This is a genomic window from Streptomyces spongiicola (genome assembly GCF_003122365.1).
Taxonomy (GTDB): Bacteria; Actinomycetota; Actinomycetes; order Streptomycetales; family Streptomycetaceae; genus Streptomyces; species Streptomyces spongiicola.
In genome coordinates this window covers 849777-866883 of record NZ_CP029254.1, presented here as the reverse complement: position 1 = coordinate 866883, position 17107 = coordinate 849777, and the positions used below count along the sequence as shown (strand labels likewise).

Sequence of the window (17107 nt, the reverse complement as noted above, 5' to 3'; positions counted from 1 at the left end):
CTGCTGCCGGCCCGGCGGCGGCGGTGGTGTCCGGGCGGCGGTGCCCGGCGGCGGTGGTGGTGGTCGGGTGGCACCTGGAACCGGCCCGGCGGCGGTGGTCGGCCTCGGGGAACATCATTACAGCGGTCGGCGTTGAGATTGATCATGGTCAGGTGAGGGCGCTCACCTGATTCTCGTACTCGCGGCGGGCCTTGCGCTGGGCGGGAACCGCCGTGGTGCCGTCGAGGACCCCACAGCGCTCGAGGAGTTGGAGGTGGACCGCGGGAACGGCGCTGACGCGGAGGGTGTAGCCCCGCGTCGTACGGCCTGGTCCTCATCGAACGCGGCCCGCTCGGCGGGCTCCAGTTCGGAGGTGCGGAGGAAGTCGGCGACCTTGCCCGGCATGTCGAGGGTGACCGACGGCTCCGGGACTGGGGCGTCCGCCTCGATGGCGGTGTGGCGGGGAATGAGGCCGGCGATGGCCGTGCGGATGGCGCCGCGGCTGACGCCGTGGTGGCGGGTGAGCGCGGCGATGGAGCGGCCCTTCAGGTACGCGGTGCGCACGCCGTGGGTCTTCGCGGCCGCCACGGCGGGGCGGCGCCCGCCCTTCGCGCCCTTGGCCTCGGCGGCCCGCAGCCCGTCGTAGGTCAGCTCGCGTTGGAGGTCTCGCTGGAGTTCGCCGGCGGCGAGGGTCTGCACCATGAACTTCACGGTGGACAGCAGCTCGCCGGTGCGCGGGTGGCGGGCGGTGAGGTCCATCGCGGAGAACGCGCCGTCGTGGATGCGCAGGGCGAGGCGGTCGCGGTGCAGGTGCGCAAGGGCGCAGAAGCTTCCCCAAGAGAACTCGTTCCTACGCCCCCACCAGCCAGTATTCACGCTTAGTAATGATGTCGATGCGCTATCGGGCCGTGGAGCGGACGTAGGCATTAGATTCCGTATCCCCCGGCTTGAACGGCGGGGGCAACTACAAGATGAGGAGATCGAATGCCGGGAACTGCTGCCATTGCCCCCTATGCGCAGGCCGCAGCCGTGGTGGACGCGGACGGCACCGTCGTTCGCTCGCAGAACATCGTCAGCGTGACCATCCACGGCACCTCGGATTACGTGATCACGGTCGACCCCAGCATCGACATGGGAAGTGCCGTGCCGATCGCCGTCCTGAGGGGTAACGGTGCGCCGGGTGCTGGTTCGCCACTCCGCGGCAAGCTCTTCATCAACCCCAGCGTCCGTCCCAACTCGTTCGTTGTGAGTACCCGTGTGGACCACGACGGTGACGCCGTCACGGACGTGCTGATGCCGTTCAACGTCATCGTGCCCTGACGCCTCACCCGCAGGGCTGACCTGCACAGCTACGCGTACGACGAAAAGGTGTCCGTCCCGCGCACGGCAACACGACTGAAGCAGCACGAGGTGTCGTGCCGCCCGTCCTCCCAGCAGCCGTTGGCTGCCCACCTCACCAGGCAGGAGTTCAGCATGTCCAACAACGTCACGGCCCCCTACGCCCGCGCGGCCGCCCACATCAACGCGGGCGGGAACCTCGTCCGAGGGAAGAACATCACCAGCGTGTCCCGTCCCGAGACGGGGAAGTACATCATCACCGTCGCCACCACCATCAAGGCGTCCGAGTCCGTAGTGCTGGCCAGCATCGACCGCAGTGGCGCCTGGGGCACCGAGGCCCTCGCGGGTATCCCCGGAAACCCTCCGGATGACCACACGTTCATCGTATGGACGGGCAAGGACGGGGGGGCCAGTAACCAGCCCTTCCACTTCATGGTGCCGTGAGCGAGCAGAGTGGCTTCGGCAGCGAGAAGCGGCCCCGCCCGACACCGCGTTCTGGCTCCACTCGTTGATCTCGGACGCCGTGATCGGCAGCGAGAAATGGCCCCACCGGAGTACGCAAGGAGCAGGTCGGAGGGTGGGGCCAGCGGCGGCTGACAAGTGGGGCCGCCGAACGCTGACAGAGCCAAGCAGAGGCCTCTCATCAAGAAACGGCTACGGGGCACGACACACATAAGCGTCTGGAGCACGTCACAGTGACGTGCTCCAGACGCTTCGCGTTCTCGGATGGGACAGACTCCTGCAGCAGGCGCCAGGCCGCGCTCCTGCCGACGAGCCGACAGGCCCTACTCCGGTCCGCCCCCGTCGTCGTCCTCGTCCAGTGCCGGCGCGTCCGGATCGCGCAGCGGGCGCAGGGCGCCCGGGGCCGGGACGCCGGTGGTGAAGTTGTGGCGCCCGAGCAGGTTCAGGTTTCGGTGCCTGAGCGGGGACAGCCGGGCGATGTCCTCGTCGCGGATCTCGTGGCCCTCGATACCGAGCTGCGCGGCCAGGTGAGGTACTCGACCACCGGCCACGGCGCGCCCAGCGGGTCATCCGGGAGGAACCGGCCGATGTAGCGCACCGTGCACCTCTCGGGCGCGAAGCCGAGCTGATGGTGCGCGGAGCGCCGCCGGGCGATCAAATCGCGGTCGACGTCTTCCAGGAAGAACCGCTCCAGCTCGGGGCGGGTCGGCTCCTCGGCGAACTTGCCGTACGCCTCGGCCTGCTCATCAGCCAGAAACTCCACGGGCACGAGCGGACCGTAGCCAGCCCCGGCACCCGCCCGGCGATCTTTCAGCTATCCCCGGCATAGCCCCCGGCCGGTGTGCTAGCCGACCATGATCATTCTCAGCGCCAACCGCTGTACCAGTCCCGAGGCCGGTGGTGTGCGGGCGGCGGTGGCCGGCGGCGGTGGTGGTCGGGTGGCACCTGGAACCGGCCCGGCGGCGGTGCCCGGCGGCCGGCGGCGTGCGGGTCGCGGTGCCCGGCGGCAGCGGGGTGCGGGTGGCGGTGGTCAGGCCGCGGCGGGACTGAGCAGCGCGGGGGCGAGTTCCGGCTGGATGCCGAAGTCGCGCAGGACCGCGTGGGCCGCCCGGCGTCCCGAGTGGAGCGCGCCCTGGACCGTGCTCGTGTCCCGGTGGCCGCCGCAGACGTAGAGCCCGCTGAGCAGCCGTACGGGGCGGCGGAGGTCGTGTGGTGCGGGCATCGCGGGGACGGCCTCCGGGTCGTGGTGCACCTCAAGCAGTTCCCAGTCGGCGGCGGACGTCCCGTACAGCGTGGACAGATGGGCCCGCACCCGCTTGTCGAGTTCGGCGGGTGGGCTGCCCAGCACCGCGGAGGTGACCAGGGCCCTGCCCCCCGGCGCACGGGACGGATCCACCTCGCTCATCACCGCCGTGTGTACGACCGGGCCGGCGCCGTCCGCGTCCAGCACCAGGGCCGGCTCGGCCAACGGCGGCTCCGGGGCGGTGTGGTGCAGGACCGTGAGGGAGTGGAAGTCCGGCACCCGCAGACCCGGTAGCAGTTCCGCCGCCGCCCTGGCCCCCGTCGCCACGAGCAGGGCCCGGCAGCTGAAGGTGCCGTGCTCCTCGGTGGTGACCGAGGAGATGGAAGCCTCGGTAACCCGCGCACCGGTGAGCACGGTGCCCGGCGGCAGCGCGTCCGCGAGGGCCTCCGGGAGCCGGCCGGCGCCGCCCGTCGGCACGCAGAGCCGGCCGCGGGCGAAGCCGCGCAGCACGAGGTCGGCGCAGCGGCTGGAGGCGACCAGACCGGCGTCGTTCAGGAGGGCGGTGAGCAGCGGCCGGAGGAAGGTGTGCACCGTGCGCGGGGGCAGGCCACGGCTGAACAGCGCCTCGTAGGTGGGAAGTTCACGGCGGGCCAGCAGGCGCCGGGTCGGGGTGGCGGCGATCCGTCCGAGTGCCGCCGCTAGTCGGGCCTGGTCGAAGGCCCCACCGAGGGGGGCTCGGGGGGCGCTTGCCAGGGCGCGCGCTGCGGTCAATGCGCCCCTCGCGCGCCGCGTACCCCCGGACCCGCGGGTGCCGAGGACCTCTCCGGCGCGGTGGTGCCGGCCCTCGCTGTGCACGAGCACGCCGGGTGAGAACCGGCTCAGCGGAAGGCCGGCCAGGGCCGGGGCACGGCGGAACTCCGGGTAGGAGGTGTTGAGCAACTGGACCGTCCGGTCGAGCCGGAATCCGTCCAGTTCACCGGTGGCCGTTCGGCCTCCCGCGCTCTGCCCTGCCTCGAGTACGGCGACCGTGACTCCCGCACTGGTCAGCCGATGTGCCGCCGCGAGTCCGGCGATACCGGCTCCGACGATGACGACGTCCGCGTGGCGTGCGCTGCTGAGCACGTGCCCCTCCCCGAGGTCGGCGCGGCTGTTGTGGGGTCCTCATGCCCCCAACCGGCTGGCGGAATGCCGAAGTTCGGAACGAGGGTAGAAAGCCGGCCGCGGGAATCCACGCGCGCGCGGCGGGCGCCCGGGAGCACGGTGCCACCGGGCCGTGCGACCCGTTTCGGACCGGGGCACGCGCCGGGGCGTGCGAAGAGCGCTGACGTCCGTGCGCCGACGCGCCGGGTGTGTTCGAAAGCGCCCTGGCGCCGACCCGGGACGGTGCGACGGTGGCGTACGACGGCGGTCGTGCCCGTCTCGGTCCGCGGTCGGGTCCGTTCCTGCCCGGCGGTCGTGCCCGTCTCGGTCCGCGGTCGGGTCCGTTCCTGCCCGGCGGTCGTGCCGGGATGGCTGCCTGACCCGGTCGGCGGGTGTGCCGGAGGGTGAGACCCGCCCAGCGGCGTCACCGGGAGTGTCCTCGAAGTCAGTCGAGCGCCGCGCGGATGGCCCCCTCGATGGACGGGTGGGAGTAGGCGAAGCCGGAGTCGAGGAGCTTCCCGGGTAGGACCCGCTGGCTGCCGAGCACGTCCTCCGCGAACTCGCCGAGGAACACGCGCAGGGCGACCGGCGGCACGGTGAGCAGGGTCGGACGGTTGAGCACCCGGCCCATCGCGGCCGTCACCTCGCGATTGGTCAGCGGCTCCGGGACGGTCAGATTGACCGGGCCGGACAGGGTGCCCGTGTCCACGATGTGCCGCAGCGCCGCGACCTCGTCCTGGAGCGAGATGAAGCTCCAGAACTGGCGCCCGCTCCCCAGCCGCCCGCCCAGACCCGCCCGGAAGAGCGGGAAGAGCCGGCCCCAGGCGCCGCCCTCACGCGCCACCACCAGCCCCGTGCGGGCGAACGCGACCCGCACACCGGCCTCCTCGGCCGGCGCCGCCGCGGCCTCCCACTCCTCGCAGACCCGCGGGAGGAAGCCCTCACCGGGCGGGGCGCTCTCGTCGACCGCGCGGTCGCCCGTGTCGCCGTAGTACCCGATCGCCGAGCCGCACACCAGCACCCGCGGCGGCTCCTCCAGCGACGCCACCGCCTCCGCGATCGCGGCCGTGCCGAGCACCCGGCTGTCCCGGATCTCCCTCTTGTACTCCTCGCTCCACCGCCGATCGCCCACCCCGGCGCCCGCGAGATGCACAACGGCGTCGCAGCCGACGAGGCCCGCCGCGTCCACGAACTGCCGTGCGGGATCCCACCGGACCTCGTCGGCGGCCTTCGGCCGCCGCCTGACGAGGCGTACCACCTCGTGCTCTCCGCCCGCACCCCCGCCCCGCAGGGACCGCACCAGTGCGGAACCGATCAGACCGCTCGCGCCCGTCACAGCAATACGCATGCATCACATCCTGCCCTCATGACACATTGACCGCCATGTCCGAACCCGGCACGCCCTTCGTGATACGTCCCGCCCGGCGATCCGACGAGGCGGCCCTCGCCGAACTCGACCGCGCCACCTGGTCGACGCTGCACGCGGTCCACCCGCGCCCGGTGCCGCCGTACCGCCCGTTCTTCGACGAGGCCCGCCCGCCCGAGCAGCATCTGGTCGCCGAGCCCGTGACCGGGGGTGCTGCCGGTGACGGAAGAACCGCCGGGTACATCCGGGTCTGCGCCCCCACCCCGCTCTCCTGCAACCGGCATGTACGGCAGATCCAGGGCCTCGCGGTGTCCCCCTGGGCTCGTGGACAGGGCGCCGCGCGGGCCCTGCTGCGCGCGGCCGGGGACACGGCGCGCCGCCAGGGCGCGACCCGCCTCACCCTGCGGGTACTCGGGCACAACACCCCTGCCCGCCGGCTGTACGAGTCCGAGGGCTACACCGTCGAGGGCGTCCTGCCCGGTGAGTTCTTCCTGGCCGGCCGGTACGTCGACGATGTGCTGATGGGGCGGCCGCTCACCGGTTGGCCCGCGGCGCGGGCGCCAACGGGCGCAGCCCGCCGGACAGTTCCCGCAGACAGCGCAGGGCCGGCCCCGCGGGCGAGCCCGTACCCGGACTTGCTCTCGTTCCCTCGGCCGTGCCCGTTCCCTCGGCCGTGCCCGTGCCCATGCCCGCGCGCCCACCTGTGCCCCTAGCCGTCCCCGCGGCTCCGGGCGGTGCGTCGGAGAGGGCCCACACCTCCAGCCCGATCCGCAGCGCGTCCACGGCGACCGCCGCGGCGAGCCGCAGCTCCAGCGGGTCGGCGCCGGGCCCGGCCAGCCGTGCGAGCACCGGGGCCAGCCGCTCCTCCGACTCCTGGTTCACCCGGTACCAGACCGCCTTCAGCGCCGGATCCCGAAGCGCCGTGCGCAGCAGCGCCCGGGTGCGGCGCAGTCCCTCGGCCGATCCGCCCACCGGCACCGCGAGCGCCTCGGCCAGAGTCCGTTCCAGCGCCTCGGGCAGCGGGGTGCCCGGGCCGGTGGCCGCGAGCAGTGCCCGCCAGCGCTCCGCCCCCACGGCCAGCAGCGGGCCGACGGCGTCGTGCTTGTTGCGGAAGTACCGGTAGAACGTGCGCAGGGCCACCCCGGCTCGGTCCGCGATCTCCTCGGCCGACGTGGCGTCCGGGCCGCGCTCGGTGAACAGCTCCGCGGCGGCCCGGGCGATCTCGAGCCGGGTCGCGGCCTTGCGGCGCTCGGTCAGCGGCCGGCGCGGGGACGGCGGCGTGGTGTTCACCGGACGAGGGTACGCCCGCCGGGGGCCGGCGCCACCGACCGTGCGTCAGGGCCGCACACGTCACCCGTCGGTGCGAGCCGCGAGGCGCGTACTCCGCCGGTGTCGCTTCCGGGGCGCGCAGGGACCAGAAGCGGGCTCGGGCAGGGACCCGGCCGTACTCCGTCGGTGGGGTCTCCCGGGTCGCTTCGGGCCCGGCCGCCGTACCCCGGCCGCCGTACCCCGTCCGCCGTACCCCGTCCGCCGTCGCCCCCGGAACACCGCGGGTCCGGACACCGGACAGGGTACGGGCCCCGGCCGCGGTACTCCGTCCGCCGATGCTCCCGGGCGGCTCCCTGACACCGGCTCCTGACACCGGCCCGGACGCCCGCCGGGCGCGGGCCGGGCCGCGCCCGGCGGGCCCTATGACCCGAAGCGCTCCCACAGCGCCGGGAACCGCTCCGCGAGCACACGGTCGCTCTCGAGGTCGAACGGTGCGCCCTCCGGCTCCGCGGGCTGCGCCGCGATCCCCGGATCGGGTGCGGCCGTTCCGGTGAGCTGCTCGTACGCCTCGTCCGCCGCGTACCCCAGCTCCTCACCGTCGCCGTCGATGTCCTCGTCGAAGTCGTCCAGCAGCTCGGCGAGGGAGTCCGGGGCGTGTACCGCGCCCTCGAAGACCTCCCGGCCCTGGCCGATCAGCCAGCAGCGGAAGTAGTCGAACGCGTCGTCGCTCGCCCCGCCCAGCAGGACGGCCGCCGCACCCCACAGATCCCAGCGGTACGCGCGGTTGTAGCGGGCCTCGAAGTGCCGCGCGAAGTCCAGTACGGAGTCGGGGTCGAGTTGCAGCAGCCGTCCGACGAGCAGGTCGGCGTGGTCCTCGGGATCGCCCTCGGCCGCCTCGCGCGTGCTGTCGATGATCTCCCAGAACTCCGTCTCGTCCATCACGGGACAAGCATCGGGGCTCGCGGGGGACCACGCACGCGGAGCGGCCGAAAAACCGCCCTGCGGAACGGAGGCGGGGCGCACGGCCGGTCGCAGCACGCCCCGGCGAACGGGGAAACCCGGAATGCGGACAGAGGATGTCTGGATTACGTGCGAGCGTCGCACCATGACGACCGAGACACCACTGCAGGGAAAGATCGCACTCGTCGCGGGTGCGACACGGGGCGCCGGCCGGGCCATCGCCGTACAGCTGGGCGCGGCGGGCGCCACGGTCTACGCGACCGGACGTACCACCCGGGAGCGGGTCAGCGAGGTCGGCCGGACGACCGAGACGATCGAGGAGACGGCCGAACTGGTCACGGCCGCAGGCGGCCGGGGCATCGCCGTCCCCACCGACCACCTCGACCCGGCCGCGGTCCGCGCCCTCGTCGCCCGGATCGACGAGGAGCAGGGCGGGCTGGACATCCTGGTCAACGACGTCTGGGGCGGCGAGCACCTCGTTCTGGCTCTATGGGACGCCAAGATGTGGGACACCGACCTCGACCACGGGCTGCGCATGCTGGAACTGGGCGTCCGCAGCCACATCATCACCAGCAGCTGCGCCCTGCCGCTGATGGTGCGCCGGCCCGGCGGGCTCGTCGTCGAGGTCACCGACGGCACGGCGGAGACCAACCGCCGCTACCGCGAGAACTTCTACTACGACCTCACCAAGAACGCCCCGATCCGGATGGCGTTCGCCCTCGGGGAGGACCTGAAGTCCACCGGCTGCACCGCGGTGTGCGTGACCCCGGGCTTTCTGCGCTCCGAGCAGATGCTGGACACCTTCGGGGTACGCGAGGACAACTGGCGGGACGCGATCGCCGAACAGCCCCACTTCGCCATCGCCGAGTCGCCGGTCTACCTCGGGCGCGCGGTCGCCGCCCTCGCCGCCGACCCGGACCGGGCCCGCTGGAACGGCCGGTCGCTCTCCAGCGGACAGCTCGCGAAGGAGTACGGGTTCACGGACGCCGACGGGAGCCGGCCGGACGCCTTGGCGTACTTCGAGGACGTCGTGTTCGGGGGCAAGGAGGCATCCGCGGACGACTACCGCTGAGAGGTGCGGTCTGTCGGGGTGAGGTGCGGTCTGCCGTCGAGCGGTGCCGTCTGTCGCGCTGCGGTCTGTCGGGGTGAGGTGCGGTCTGCCGTCGAGCGGTGCGGTCTGTCGCGCTGCGGTCTGTCGGGGTGAGGTGCGGTCTGCCGTCAGCGCTGCCCTCTGCCGCGCTGCGGTCTGCCGCGCCGGGGTTCTGCGCCGGGGTCTACCGCGGTCATGCCGTCTACCGCGGTGAGGCGCCGTCTGCTGCTTGGGAGGCGCCACCGCGGGACCGGCCCCCGTAGAGGTCGTGCAGACGGGCCGCGGCCTCCGCGAACCGCTCGCGGAGGCCCGCCGGCCGCAGCACCTCCGACTCCGCTCCGAGCGAGAGGAGCTGGGCGAACGCCACCTGCTCGGACTCCACCGGCAGGGTGACCGTGCGCCACCCCCGTTCGTCCGCCGGGCCCGCCGCCTCCAGTGCCTCCTCGGCCGCCGCCCGGTCGGTGACGTACGGCAGCCGGCGGGCCGCCTCCGGGGACAGCCGCAGTACCACCTCGGCCCGCAGGATGGAGCGGGCGAACTGGGCGGCGCGCGCAGCCCAGAAGGCCGGCAGATCGAAGGACGCGTTCCGTTCGAAGTGCTCGGTGGTCAGCGAGGCGGCCGTGAACCGGTCGATGCGGTAGACGCGGAACGACGTGCCGTCGGCGAAGGCGCACAGGTACCAGACTCCGGCCTTCAGCACGAGGCCGTACGGCTCCAGCCGCCGCTCGGCGTCCCGGTAGCGGGCGGCCACCACACGGTCGTCCCACACGGCCTCGGCGACCACCGGCAGCAGGTCCGGTGTCTCCGGCTCGTGGTACCAGCCGGGCGCGTCCAGATGGAACCGCTGCGCCGCGCTGCGGGAGGCGTCCCGCAGCGCCGGGAGCAGTGCGGCGGAGACCTTGAGCCGCGCGGCGGATGCCGCGTCGTCCAGTCCCATCTCGCGCAGCGCCCCGGGCACCCCGGACAGGAACAGCGCCTCGGCCTCGCTCCTGGCGAGGCCGGTCAGCCGTGTCCGGTACCCGCCGACGAGACGGTACCCGCCCGTCCTCCCCCGGTCCGCGTACACCGGAACCCCCGCCTCCGACAGTGCGAGCGCGTCGCGGGTGACGGTCCGCTCGGAGACCTCCAGTTCGTGGGCGAGTTCGGCGGCGGTCATGGAGGGCCGGGACTGGAGCAGCAGGACCATCTTGATGAGCCGGGCAGCGCGCATGCCGGCCATTGTCGCCGCGACGGGCGCCCCCGCGAACCCAGGCCCGCGCGGGGCCTGTCCGGCGGGCGGGGCGCGGACGCCCCCGTGGCCTGGGGGCGGGGTGCGGATTCCCGCGTCACCCGGGGCGGGCGGCGGATCGTGGGCAACCGCGCGGGGGCCTCCGTGACCCGGCGGGCGGGCGTCGTGGGCGCCTGCCCGTGTCGTGTCCGGCGGGCGGGGTGCGGAGCCCCCGCGGCCCGCCGGGCGGACGGAGTCCGGACTGTTGAGTCCCGGAGTCCCGGAGTCCCGGAGTCCCGGAGTCCGGAGCACTGAGTACGGAGTACGGAGCACTGAGCACGGACGACGCCCGGCCGCGGCCACGCGGGGACGGAACGCGGACGCCCCCGCGAACCCGGGGGTCCGCGGGGGCGCCCTGCGGTGCCCGGCTCAGAAGCCGTAACGCTCGCGTGCCTCCTTGACCGCGGAGGCCGGCACCTCGCCGCGGCGGGCGAGCTGTGCCAGTGCCGCGACCACGACCGACTGCGCGTCGACACCGAAGTGGCGGCGCGCCGCCTCACGGGTGTCCGACAGGCCGAAGCCGTCCGCGCCCAGCGACGACCAGTCCTGCTCCACCCACTGGGCGATCTGGTCCGGCACCTGCCTCATGTAGTCGCTCACCGCGAGCACCGGGCCCTCGGCGCCCTCCAGGGCCTGGCGCACATACGGGACGCGGGACTCGCCGCGCAGCAGCGCCTCGTCGGCCTCCAGCGCGTCGCGCCGCAGCTCGGTCCAGGAGGTCGCCGACCACACGTCCGCCGTGACGCCCCACTCGGCGGCCAGCAGGCGCTGTGCCTCAAGCGCCCAGTGGATCGCCGTGCCCGAGGCGAGGAGCTGGATGCGCGGGCCGTCCGCGGTGCCCTCGCCCGCCCGGAACCGGTACAGGCCGCGGACGATGCCCTCGTCCACGCCCTCCGGCTTCGCGGGCTGCGGCATCGGCTCGTTGTAGACCGTCAGGTAGTAGAAGACGTCCGGGTCCTCGTCCGGGCGGGCCTCGCCGAACATGCGGCGCAGACCGTCCTTGACGATGGCCGCGACCTCGTAGGCGAACGCCGGGTCGTAGCTGAGCGCCGCCGGGTTCGTCGCCGCGATCACCGGCGAGTGGCCGTCCGCGTGCTGCAGGCCCTCGCCGGTCAGCGTGGTGCGGCCGGCCGTGGCGCCGACGAGGAAGCCCCTGCCGAGCTGGTCGGCGAGCTGCCACATCTGGTCGGCGGTCCGCTGCCAGCCGAACATCGAGTAGAAGATGTAGAAGGGGATCATCGTCTCGCCGTGCGTGGCGTACGACGAAGCGGCGGCGATGAAGTCCGCCATCGAGCCGGCCTCGGTGATGCCCTCGTTGAGGATCTGCCCGTTCTCCGCCTCGCGGTAGTACATCAGCTGGTCGCGGTCGACCGGCTCGTACGTCTGGCCCTTCGGCGAGTAGATGCCGAGCGAGGGGAACAGCGACTCCATACCGAAGGTGCGGGCCTCGTCGGGGACGATCGGCACCCAGCGCCGCCCGGTCTCCCTGTCGCGGATCAGGTCCTTGACCAGGCGGACGAAGGCCATCGTCGTCGCCACCGACTGGTTGCCGGAGCCCTTGTCGAAGGCGGCGAACGCCTTCTCGGCGGGCGCGGGCAGCGGGGCGACCGGGTGCACGCGGCGGGCCGGGGCCGGGCCGCCGAGCGCCGCGCGGCGCTCCTTCAGATAGCGGACCTCGGGGGAGTCGGCGCCGGGGTGGCCGTAGGGCACCTGTCCGTCGGCGAAGTCGCCGTCCCCGATCGGCAGGTCGAGCAGGTCCCGCATCGCCTTGAACTCGTCCACCGTCAGCTTCTTCATCTGGTGGTTGGCGTTCTTTGACGCGAAGCCCTGGCCGAGCGTGTGGCCCTTGACCGTCTGGGCCAGGATCACCGTCGGGGCGCCCTTGAACTCCACGGCGGCCTTGTAGGCGGCGTACACCTTGCGCGGTTCGTGACCGCCGCGCGAGAGGTGGAAGCACTCGAGGATCCTGTCGTCGCTCAGCAGCTTCGCCATCTCGGCGAGCGCGGGGTCCTTGCCGAAGAAGTCCTCGCGGATGTAGGCGGCGTCACGGGTCTGGTACGTCTGGACCTGCGCGTCCGGGACCTCGCGCAGCCGGCGGACCAGGGCGCCCGTGGTGTCGAGCCGGAAGAGCTCGTCCCAGGCGTTGCCCCAGAGGGTCTTCACGACGTTCCAGCCGGCGCCGCGGAACTGGGCCTCCAGCTCCTGCACGATCTTGAAGTTGGCGCGCACCGGGCCGTCGAGGCGCTGCAGGTTGCAGTTGACGACGAAGGTCAGGTTGTCCAGGCCCTCGCGAGCGGCCAGCGCGAGCGCCGCGGTCGACTCGGGCTCGTCCATCTCGCCGTCGCCGAGGAACGCCCAGACGTGCGACGCGGAGACGTCCTTGATGCGGCGGCTGGTCAGATAGCGGTTGAAGCGCGCCTGGTAGATCGCCGACAGCGGGCCCAGCCCCATGGAGACCGTCGGGAACTCCCACAGCCAGGGCAGTCGGCGCGGGTGCGGGTACGACGGCAGACCGCCGCCGCCGGCCTCCCGGCGGAAGTTGTCGAGGTGCGCCTCGGTGAGGCGGCCGTCGAGGAAGGCCCGGGCGTAGATGCCGGGGGAGGCGTGGCCCTGGATGTACAGCTGGTCGCCGGAGTCGCCGGCCTCTGAGGTGCCCCCGCCCTCCTTCCCGCGGAAGAAGTGGTTGAAGCCGGTCTCGTAGAGCCAGGCGGCGGAGGCGAAGGTGGCGATGTGCCCGCCGACGCCGTGCCGGGAGCCGCGGGTGACCATCGCCGCCGCGTTCCACCTGTTCCAGGCGGTGATCCGGCGCTCCATCTCCTCGTCGCCGGCCGGGAGCGGCTCGGCGGCGGTCGGGATGGTGTTGACGTGGTCCGTCTCCAGGAGCTTGGGCAGATCGAGCCCTGCCACACCCTCGGCGTGCTGGAGGGTGCGGCGCATCAGGTACGCGGCGCGATGCGGGCCGGCGGCCTTGGTGACGGCGTCCAGGGAGGCCGCCCATTCGGCGGTCTCCTCGGTGTCACGGTCCGGGAGCTGGTCGAGCTCGCTCGGAAGCATGGCTACGGGGTCGGTCATGACACCGCCTTCCGGAGAGGGAGGAGGGGTGGAGGGGGCCTTGTCTTGGCAGGACGGGGCCGGGCGGACCGGTGAGTCCGTGGTGAACTCTAAGCCTCCGATCGATGATCGATCAAAGCGTTCGAGGGAAAACTTCCCCGCAGCGAGAAAGTCGGCACAGGGTGCCGCGGAATGGGGCACCCTGTGCCGGCGTCATGGCCGGGTGCGGGTGCGGGTGCGGATGCCGGTGCGGGCGTGGGTGGCGGCACGGGTACCGGGGCGCGGGCGTCGGTGCGCGGCGTTCGCCGGGCGGGGCCACCCGCGGTCCGGCGTGCTCAGGAGGACCATGCCGCGAGGAGTTCGGCCGGGCCGTATGCGGCGTCGAGCCCCGCGCAGGGATCGCCGAGAGGACGGTGCGGGCTTGAACCTGCTGGGGGACCTCGGCCGCCAGCGAGCGCTCCGCGGACACCGGCAAGGCGGAGACCGGATCGCTGAGCGCAGCCCGCAGGAACTCCCAGATCCCGGCGCCGTGCGTCCACTCCGCGCAGATCAGAGGCAGTCCACCGGTGATCAAGGCCGCGTCGAAGGCCGATGCGGGATCGAGACCGAGCATCTCGCCCACCTCCGCCGGGTTCAGCGGACCCGGCACCATCTCCCGTCCGCGCTGGTGGAACGGGCGTCCATGGCTGTTCAGCGTCTCCATCATCGACAGGTCGGATCCGATGAGAACGAGCAGGACCGGCTTCATCTCCAGTACTCGGTCCCAGGCGCGCTGAAGCGTGCCCTCGAAAGCGCCCTCCGCGTCCATGAGATAGGGCACCTCGTCCATGACCACCACGCTCGCCCGGTCGGGTGGAAGTGCCGCCACCAGGACATCGAAGGCTGCGTCCCAGGTCGCCGGGCGGGCCGCGGTCAGTAGGCTCGCCAGCGGAAGGCTCGACGCCCGGGCGTCCTGGCTGAGCCGTTCCAGGTCCGCTTCCGGCGACGCTCCTGTGGCGGCGTGGAAGAGGAACGGCGCGCCGGACCTCTCGGCGAACCGCTCCACGAGCCGCGACTTATCCCACCCGGCGACGCCCGCGAAGCATCACGCAGCGCCCGGGCCGCTCCCCGCCGACCCCGCTCGCCACCTTGCCCAGCTCGCGGGTCCAACGTCTCGAGCTCGTGCCGCCTACCCACGAATGCCGTCATGGGACCATCTCTCCCTCACCACCTGCCGGTGGTGCTACTGACATCGAGGTTGGTAACACCGGTGTTGGCTGTGGAGGGTTCTGGTGGGATCCCTGATTCAGGCGCGGGGCGCGCAGCCCAGGACGTGGGCCTTGACGAGCGCGCCGATCCGCGGATCACGGCGGCGGAACGCCTCGACCAGCTCCTCGTGCTCCTCGGCGTAGGACTTCTGCTTCGTCCCCAGCCACCGGATGGACAGGGCGGTGAAGACCTCGATGCCGAGGCCCTCCCAGGTGTGCAGCAGCACCCCGTTGCCCGCCGCCTTGACCAGCTCCCGATGGAACGCCACCGTGTGCCGCACCTGCGCCGTCCCGTCCGCTGCGCGGTCCGCCTCGTACAGCGCGGCGACGTGCGGTTCCAGCGCGGAGCAGTCGGCCGCCAGCCGTTCGGCGGCCAGCTCGGCGGCGATCTGCTCCAGCCCCGCCCGGACCGGGTAGCTCTCCTCCAGGTCCGCCGCGGTGAGGTTGCGCACCCGTACGCCCTTGTTGGGTGCCGATTCGATCAGCCGGAGGGACTCCAGCTCGCGCAGGGCCTCCCGTACGGGCGTCTGGCTCACGGCCAGCTCCGTGGCGATGCGGCGCTCCACGATCCGCTCGCCCGGCTTCCAGCGGCCGCTGACGATGCCCTCCACGATGTGCTCGCGGATCTGGTCGCGCAGCGAGTGGACGACGGGCATGGTCATGGACCGCTCCTTCAAGAAGAGAAGACCCCTAGACAATACGGCGGCGGCCGTACCGGGAAGTACTCCCGGGTACGGCCGCCGCCGGTGAGGCCGGTTACAGCCGGGGCGCTCAGAGACCGAGTTCGACCTCGAACTCACCGGCCTCCAGGATGGCCTTGACCGCGGCCAGGTAGCGCGCGGCGTCGGCGCCGTCCACCAGACGGTGGTCGTAGGACAGCGTCAGATACGTCATGTCGCGGACGCCGATGGCCGTGCCCTCGGGCGTCTCGACGACGGCCGGACGCTTCACCGTGGCGCCGATGCCCAGGATCGCGACCTGGTTCGGCGGCACGATGATCGTGTCGAACAGCGCACCGCGCGAACCGGTGTTGCTGATCGTGAACGTCGCACCCGCCAGCTCGTCCGGCGTGATCTTGTTGCCGCGGACCTTGCCCGCGAGATCGGCGGTGGCCTTCGCGATACCGGCCAGGTTGAGGTCGCCCGCACCCTTGATGACCGGGGTCATCAGGCCCTTCTCGGAGTCGACGGCGATGCCGACGTTCTCCGAGTCGAAGTAGGTGACGGTGCCCTCGTCCTCGTTGATCCGGGCGTTGACGACCGGGTGGGCCTTCAGCGCCTGGGCCGCGGCCTTGACGAAGAACGGCATCGGGGAGAGCTTGACTCCCTCGCGGGCCGCGAACGCGTCCTTCGCCTGGGCGCGCAGCCTCATCAGCCGGGTGACGTCGACCTCGACGACCGAGGAGAGCTGGGCCTGGCCGTGGAGCGCCTTCATCATGTTGTCGCCGATGACCTTGCGCATGCGGGTCATCTTCACGGTCTGGCCGCGCAGCGGGGACACCTCGAGAACCGGTGCCTGCTTCCGGGCCGGTGCGGCTGCCGCGGCGGGGGCCGGCACGGCGGCCTTCGCGGCCTCGGCGGCGGCGACGACGTCCTGCTTGCGGATACGGCCGCCGACCCCGGTGCCCTTGACCGCGGACAGGTCCACTCCGCTCTCGGCGGCGAGCTTGCGGACCAGCGGTGTGACATAGGCGCCGTCGTCCGCAGCCGGGGCGGCGGGGGCCGGTGCCGGGGCGGCCGCGGGCTTGGCCGGCGCGGCCGGGGCGGCCTGTGCGGGAGCCGGGGCCGGTGCCTGTGCCTGTGCCGGGGCCGCCTGAGCGGGGGCGGCAGCGGCGGGTGCGGGCTGTGCCGGTGCCGGAGCCGGAGTTGCCTGAGCGGGTGCGGCGGGTGCGGCGGGTGCGGCGGGTGCGGCGGCAGCGGCGGGCGCGGGTTGCGCCGGTGCCTGTGCGGGAGCCGCCGGGGCCGCTGCGGGCTGTGCCGGGGCCGGCGCGGCGGGCGCGGCCGGAGCGGAGCCCGGGGCACCGATGACGGCGAGCTTCGCGCCGACCTCGGCGGTCGCGTCCTCGCCGACCACGATCTCCAGCAGCACACCGGAGGTCGGTGCGGGGATCTCGGTGTCGACCTTGTCCGTGGACACCTCGAGCAGCGGCTCGTCCTCCACGACCTCCTCGCCGACTTCCTTCAGCCAGCGGGTGACGGTGCCCTCGGTGACCGACTCGCCCAGCGCTGGCAGGACGACGTCGGTACCCTCCGCGCCGCCCGCGCCCGCTCCGGTGCCGGCCTCGGCGGCCGGCGCGGCCTGCTGCGGCGCGGGGGCCTGGGCCTGCTGGGGAGCCTGGGCCTGCTCGGCGGCCGGTGCGGGCTGCTGCGGCGCGGGGGCCTGGGCGGGCTCGGCGGCCGGCGCCTGCTCGGCGGCCGCAGCCCCGGTGCCGTCGTCGATGACGGCCAGCTCGGCGCCGACCTCGACGGTCTCGTCCTCGGCGACCTTGATGGACGCCAGCACACCGGAGGCCGGTGCGGGGATCTCGGTGTCGACCTTGTCCGTCGACACCTCCAGCAGCGGCTCGTCGGCCTCGACGCGCTCGCCCTCGGCCTTCAGCCAGCGGGTGACGGTGCCCTCGGTGACGCTCTCGCCGAGCGCCGGAAGGGTTACGGAAACCGGCATGGTTTCGGTTGCTCCTTACGAAAGTGCGGTA

General features: G+C 73.0%; 12 protein-coding genes and 3 pseudogenes. 4 read left to right on the top strand and 11 right to left on the bottom strand.

The features are described 5' to 3' along the window. Positions 1–162 precede the first annotated feature (162 nt). Positions 163–855: a serine integrase family protein gene (locus DDQ41_RS32190; protein ID WP_262508341.1), complete on the bottom strand. Its 693-nt coding sequence runs from the start codon at positions 853–855 to the stop codon at positions 163–165. A 108-nt stretch (positions 856–963) separates the two neighbouring features. Between DDQ41_RS32190 and DDQ41_RS03660 the strand changes: the two genes are divergently transcribed. Beyond that, positions 964–1299 (top strand): hypothetical protein, encoded by a 336-nt coding sequence (locus tag DDQ41_RS03660; RefSeq protein WP_162602611.1) that lies wholly within the window; start codon positions 964–966, stop codon positions 1297–1299. 48 nt (positions 1300–1347) lie between these two features. Further along, positions 1348–1761 (top strand): hypothetical protein, encoded by a 414-nt coding sequence (locus DDQ41_RS03655; protein ID WP_162602610.1) that lies wholly within the window; start codon positions 1348–1350, stop codon positions 1759–1761. 521 nt (positions 1762–2282) lie between these two features. Here the strand turns inward: DDQ41_RS03655 and DDQ41_RS03650 are convergent. The 3 genes and pseudogenes from DDQ41_RS03650 to DDQ41_RS03640 all read right to left on the bottom strand — a co-directional run. Then, positions 2283–2548, bottom strand: a pseudogene (locus DDQ41_RS03650) (DUF4158 domain-containing protein); the annotation flags it as partial. Positions 2549–2809: 261 nt separating this feature from the next. Further along, positions 2810–4144, bottom strand: coding sequence for an NAD(P)/FAD-dependent oxidoreductase (locus DDQ41_RS03645; protein ID WP_109293170.1), 1335 nt, complete (start codon positions 4142–4144; stop codon positions 2810–2812). A 463-nt stretch (positions 4145–4607) separates the two neighbouring features. Then, positions 4608–5510, bottom strand: a complete 903-nt coding sequence (locus DDQ41_RS03640; protein WP_109293169.1) for a TIGR01777 family oxidoreductase — start codon at positions 5508–5510, stop codon at positions 4608–4610. Positions 5511–5545: 35 nt separating this feature from the next. On the opposite strand from DDQ41_RS03640, the pseudogene DDQ41_RS03635 reads away from it, so the two are divergent. Further along, a pseudogene (locus DDQ41_RS03635) lies at positions 5546–6067 on the top strand (N-acetyltransferase family protein); the annotation flags it as partial. On the opposite strand, the gene DDQ41_RS03630 reads toward DDQ41_RS03635, so the two are convergent. Beyond that, on the bottom strand, positions 6063–6818 hold the full coding sequence (locus DDQ41_RS03630) for a TetR family transcriptional regulator (RefSeq protein WP_109293168.1): 756 nt from the start codon (positions 6816–6818) through the stop codon (positions 6063–6065). The pseudogene DDQ41_RS03635 and the gene DDQ41_RS03630 overlap by 5 nt on opposite strands. A gap of 399 nt (positions 6819–7217) precedes the next feature. Continuing rightward, positions 7218–7736 (bottom strand): DUF4240 domain-containing protein, encoded by a 519-nt coding sequence (locus DDQ41_RS03625; protein ID WP_109293167.1) that lies wholly within the window; start codon positions 7734–7736, stop codon positions 7218–7220. Between the two features lie 166 nt (positions 7737–7902). On the opposite strand from DDQ41_RS03625, the gene DDQ41_RS03620 reads away from it, so the two are divergent. Then, positions 7903–8829, top strand: a complete 927-nt coding sequence (locus DDQ41_RS03620) for an SDR family oxidoreductase (protein ID WP_109293166.1) — start codon at positions 7903–7905, stop codon at positions 8827–8829. A 220-nt stretch (positions 8830–9049) separates the two neighbouring features. Here the strand turns inward: DDQ41_RS03620 and DDQ41_RS03615 are convergent, their stop codons facing one another. From DDQ41_RS03615 to sucB, 5 genes and pseudogenes are all read right to left on the bottom strand, one after another. Further along, positions 9050–10057, bottom strand: coding sequence for a helix-turn-helix transcriptional regulator (locus tag DDQ41_RS03615; RefSeq protein ID WP_109297515.1), 1008 nt, complete (start codon positions 10055–10057; stop codon positions 9050–9052). Between the two features lie 426 nt (positions 10058–10483). Next, entirely contained in the window at positions 10484–13186 is a 2703-nt protein-coding gene (gene aceE / locus DDQ41_RS03610; RefSeq protein ID WP_109293165.1) for a pyruvate dehydrogenase (acetyl-transferring), homodimeric type, read from the bottom strand. 376 nt (positions 13187–13562) lie between these two features. Further along, a pseudogene (locus tag DDQ41_RS03605) lies at positions 13563–14353 on the bottom strand (AAA family ATPase); the annotation flags it as partial. A 97-nt stretch (positions 14354–14450) separates the two neighbouring features. Further along, positions 14451–15074 (bottom strand): GntR family transcriptional regulator, encoded by a 624-nt coding sequence (locus tag DDQ41_RS03600; protein ID WP_017949905.1) that lies wholly within the window; start codon positions 15072–15074, stop codon positions 14451–14453. 109 nt (positions 15075–15183) lie between these two features. Next, positions 15184–17076 carry a 2-oxoglutarate dehydrogenase, E2 component, dihydrolipoamide succinyltransferase gene (gene sucB, locus DDQ41_RS03595; protein ID WP_109293164.1) on the bottom strand — a complete coding sequence of 631 codons (1893 nt, stop codon included), beginning with the start codon at positions 17074–17076 and terminating at the stop codon, positions 15184–15186. Positions 17077–17107 lie beyond the last annotated feature (31 nt).

What these genes read in the sequence shown, in the direction of transcription:
- DDQ41_RS03660 (WP_162602611.1), top strand. Translation starts at nt 964, where the DNA reads ATGCCGGGAACTGCTGCCATTGCCCCCTATGCGCAGGCCGCAGCCGTG.
- DDQ41_RS03640 (WP_109293169.1), bottom strand. Translation starts at nt 5,510, where the DNA reads ATGCGTATTGCTGTGACGGGCGCGAGCGGTCTGATCGGTTCCGCACTG.
- DDQ41_RS03625 (WP_109293167.1), bottom strand. Translation starts at nt 7,736, where the DNA reads ATGGACGAGACGGAGTTCTGGGAGATCATCGACAGCACGCGCGAGGCG.
- DDQ41_RS03620 (WP_109293166.1), top strand. Translation starts at nt 7,903, where the DNA reads ATGACGACCGAGACACCACTGCAGGGAAAGATCGCACTCGTCGCGGGT.
- DDQ41_RS03615 (WP_109297515.1), bottom strand. Translation starts at nt 10,057, where the DNA reads ATGCGCGCTGCCCGGCTCATCAAGATGGTCCTGCTGCTCCAGTCCCGG.
- aceE (WP_109293165.1), bottom strand. Translation starts at nt 13,186, where the DNA reads ATGACCGACCCCGTAGCCATGCTTCCGAGCGAGCTCGACCAGCTCCCG.
- DDQ41_RS03600 (WP_017949905.1), bottom strand. Translation starts at nt 15,074, where the DNA reads ATGACCATGCCCGTCGTCCACTCGCTGCGCGACCAGATCCGCGAGCAC.
- sucB (WP_109293164.1), bottom strand. Translation starts at nt 17,076, where the DNA reads ATGCCGGTTTCCGTAACCCTTCCGGCGCTCGGCGAGAGCGTCACCGAG.